This window comes from Mycobacterium sp. TH-M25 (assembly GCF_057473665.1).
Map to the genome: position 1 here is coordinate 1 of NZ_JBYCLA010000156.1, position 3,746 is coordinate 3,746.

A 3,746-nucleotide genomic window follows, 5' to 3' on the forward strand; every position below is an offset into this window, starting at 1 on the left:
CGTCGCCGACACCGGCCGGAATCTTGACCGTGACCTCCCGGCGGGCCTGCACCCGGCCGTCGCCGCCGCAGTGGTGGCAGGGATCGGGGATGACCTCGCCAACACCACGGCACGTCGGGCATGGACGCGCCGTCATCACCTGGCCGAGCAAGGACCGCTGCACGGTCTGCACTTCTCCGCGGCCGCCGCAGGTGTCGCACGACACCGGCTGCGAGTTGCCGTTGGTGCCGCGGCCCTGGCATCGGTCGCAGAGCACCGCGGTGTCGACGGTGACCTGCTTGCTCACACCTGTCGCGCATTCGGCGAGATCCAGTCGCATCCTCAGCAGCGAGTCCGAACCGGGCCGGACCCGGCCGACGGGCCCGCGTGCGGTCGCGCCGCCGCCGAAGAAAGCCTCGAACACGTCGCCCAGGCCGCCGAAGCCACCGAAGCCACCGCCGCCGGCCGCGGCGTTCTCCAGCGGATCGCCGCCCAGGTCGACAATGCGCCGCTTCTCCGGGTCCGACAGCACCTCGTAGGCGACGCTGATCTCCTTGAACTTGGCCTGGGCGGCCTCGTCGGGGTTCACATCGGGATGCAACTCGCGGGCCAGCTTGCGATACGCGCGCTTGAGCTCCGCATCGCTGGCGTTACTGCTCACACCGAGCAGACCGTAATAGTCGCGTGCCACGCTTGACCTTCCTGACCTCCCGGAGCTGCTAGCCCCGCGTCGGCCGCGCAAAAGCGGCCACCAATGAATTGTGCCTGCGAAGCGAGATCACCGGGTACCCAGCACCTCGCCGATGTAGAGAGCAACCGCAGCGACATTAGCGATAGTTCCCGGATAGTCCATCCGAGTGGGCCCTAGCACACCCATGCCGCCGTAGACCGTCTCGGAGGTGCCATAGGTGGTCGACACCACCGAGGTGCCCACCATCTGCTCGGCCTCGGTCTCGTGTCCGATGCGGACCGTGACCTTTCCGGCCTCCTGCTGGGCGGCCAGCAGCCGCAGGACCACGACCTGTTCCTCGAGGGCTTCCAGGATCGAGCGCAGCGAGCCGCCGAAATCGGCCGTGTTGCGGGTCAGATTGGCCGTCCCCCCCAGCAGCAGCCGCTCCTCGGTGTGCTCGACCAGCGACTCCAGCAGCACCGTGGCCGAGCGGCCGACCGCGTCGCTGAGGGTCTTGGACTGGCCGCTGCGACCGTGCAGCTGGGCTGCCAGGTCGGCGACCGCGATGGATGCCGCAGCGAGTTTCTTGCCGTCGAGCGCCTGGCCGAGCATCTCGCGCAGTTGCGAGAGCTGGTGATCGTCGATGACGTCGCCGAGTTCGACCACCCGCTGATCCACCCGGCCGGTGTCGGTGATCACCACCATCAGCAGTTTGGCCGGGGTGAGCGCGATCACCTCCAGGTGCCGCACCGTCGACGTCGACAGTGTCGGATACTGCACGATGGCGACCTGACGGGTCAGTTGCGCCAGCAACCGCACCGCACGACGCAGGACGTCGTCGAGGTCGACGCCGGACTCCAGGAAGCCCTGGATAGCGCGCCGCTCGGCTGCCGACAACGGCTTGACGTCGTCGAGGCGGTCGACAAATTCGCGGTAGCCCTTCTCTGTCGGTACCCGGCCCGAGCTGGTGTGCGGTTGGGCGATGTAGCCCTCCGCTTCGAGCACGGCCATATCGTTTCGCACGGTCGCCGACGAGACGCCGAGGTTGTGCCGGTCGACCAGCGACTTGGACCCGATCGGCTCCTTGGTGGCGACAAAGTCGGCGACAATCGCGCGCAGCACCTGAAAGCGGCGCTCATCTGCAGTGCCCATCTCGGCTCGATCCTCCTGACTTTCGACCAGTTTACGGGGATCACCAGCGACTACGCTGTCCTGCATGGCCGCATCGGGAAGGCATCTGCCAGAGCCGAGCAGCGGATGATCTTCAAAGGCGTGCGCGATGGCAAGCCGTACCCGGACCACAACCTGTCCTATCGAGACTGGTCCCGCATCCCGCCGCGGCAGATTCGGCTCGACGAGATCGTCACCACCACGACGGTGCTGGCGCTGGATCGCCTGCTGTCCGAGGACAGCACCTTCTACGGCGACCTCTTCCCGCACGCCGTGCTGTGGAAGGGCGTCATCTACCTCGACGACGGGCTACATCGAGCGGTGCGCGCGGCGCTGCGAAACCGCACCGTCCTGCATGCGCGATTGCTCGACCTGGACGCGGTCACCCAACACGCGAAGTGACCGCGGCCATTGGTCAGTTGACGGCCGAGGCCGCCTGGATCAGCGCAATCGCGGCGTCGTGCTGCATCACCCAGGTGCCACCTTGATCGACGAACGCGAGTTGCTTTTCGACCGGCCCGGCGAACTTGGGACTGGTGATGGCGACGTTGGCGGTGGCCCCATTTGGGCCCGCGGGCTGGATGTTGGTCACGTTGAACTGTTCCGGGAAGTTACCGTTGCGGTAGGCCTTGCGCAGGTCGTGGTCGGCCACGTGGCCTTCGTCTCCGCTGATCCCATTCTCGACCAGGCCGAACTTCGTCTCATACGACACGCCAGGATCGGTGACCCGGTTGCACAGGTCGGCCAGCGTCTGCGGGCTCGGCAGCGGTGTCGTAGCCGGCGCAAGCGGCGGCGGGTCGAGCGGTGCGCCGAGCGCTACGGGCAGCACCTGCAACGCAGATGCGTCAGCGCCGGCCAGCGATGTGAGGCCGGCCGCAGCCGCACCGACGGCAGCCACGGCGGCCACCCCGGTGGCGAAGAATTTCATGGTCATGGTTGTCCCTTTCAAGTCGGATACCGCAATCATTCTGCTGGTCATCAGGCATTCCGTGGCGACCCTACTCGGGCGTGTCCGGCCGACGGCTCAACCGGTCTGGATTCGCCACTCGGCGGCGTCGCGTTGCCGGCGCCAGAAATCGTCGAACCGTCCACCCGCGGCCAGCAATCCCTGGACCGTGCCGTCCTCGACGATGGTGCCCGCGTCCAGGAACAACACCCGGTCGACATGACGGATGCTGGCCAACCGATGGGCGACGATCACCCGGGTCCGGGGCGTGGGGTCCGCGGTGAGCGCGTCGACCACGGCCGCCTCGTTCTCGGTGTCCAGCGCGCTGGTTGCCTCGTCGACCAGCAGGATCGGAGCCGGCTTCAGCAACGCGCGCGCGATACTGACCCGCTGACGCTCGCCGCCGGACAGCGCGGAGCCGGCCTCGCCCACGACGGTGTCCGCTCCGGCCGGCAGCCGGCCGGTGAGCTCGTCGACACGGGCCAGCGCGATAGCCCGGCTGAACTCGTCGTCGCCGGCGGACGGGTCACCGGCGGCCACGTTGTCGCGAATGGTCCCGTGAAAGAGGTAGGGGTGCTGGAACACCACGCTGCTCGCGGCGCGGCGCGCTTCGGCGTCGAGTGTGGCGACGTCCACCCCGTCGACCAGAACCCGGCCACCGACCGGCTGGTACAGGCCGGCGATCAGCGCCAGGATCGTGCTCTTGCCCGACCCGGACGGCCCGACGAACGCGGTGGTGGTCCCCGGCTGCAGCGTAAAACTCACGCGGTCCAGCACCGGCGCGCTCGCACCGTCGTAGCTGAACGTGACGTCCTCGAATTCGATCGACGGCGCGTCGTGTCGACCGCGACCTGCGTCGGTTCCGGCGGACGTCGCCGGCGCGCCGAGCACGGCGCGAATCCGCTCGAGGGTCGCGCGGGTGCTTTCCAGGGCCGGGCCCAGTTCACTGATCGACGTGAACGGCTCAAGGTAGCGGGCGAT

General features: G+C 68.1%; 5 protein-coding genes. 1 reads left to right on the top strand and 4 read right to left on the bottom strand.

What is annotated here, in order from left to right:
- Nucleotides 1-670 (bottom strand): DnaJ domain-containing protein (locus AC2VOU_RS05260; RefSeq protein ID WP_486956410.1); only part of this gene is annotated, 670 nt, incomplete at its 3' end.
- A gap of 87 nt (nt 671-757) precedes the next feature.
- Nucleotides 758-1,801, bottom strand: a complete 1,044-nt coding sequence (gene hrcA / locus AC2VOU_RS05265) for a heat-inducible transcriptional repressor HrcA (protein WP_486956411.1) — start codon at nt 1,799-1,801, stop codon at nt 758-760.
- Between the two features lie 105 nt (nt 1,802-1,906).
- On the opposite strand from hrcA, the gene AC2VOU_RS05270 reads away from it, so the two are divergent.
- The gene (locus AC2VOU_RS05270) at nt 1,907-2,221 is read left to right on the top strand and encodes a type II toxin-antitoxin system VapB family antitoxin (RefSeq protein WP_486956412.1); all 315 of its coding nucleotides are present in this window, start codon (nt 1,907-1,909) and stop codon (nt 2,219-2,221) included.
- A 13-nt stretch (nt 2,222-2,234) separates the two neighbouring features.
- On the opposite strand, the gene AC2VOU_RS05275 is transcribed toward AC2VOU_RS05270, so the two are convergent.
- Both AC2VOU_RS05275 and AC2VOU_RS05280 read right to left on the bottom strand, forming a co-directional pair.
- Entirely contained in the window at nt 2,235-2,753 is a 519-nt protein-coding gene (locus AC2VOU_RS05275) for an MTB12 family secreted protein (protein WP_486956413.1), read from the bottom strand.
- A gap of 90 nt (nt 2,754-2,843) precedes the next feature.
- A partial coding sequence (locus tag AC2VOU_RS05280; RefSeq protein ID WP_486956414.1) for an ABC transporter ATP-binding protein occupies nt 2,844-3,746 on the bottom strand: 903 nt, incomplete at its 5' end.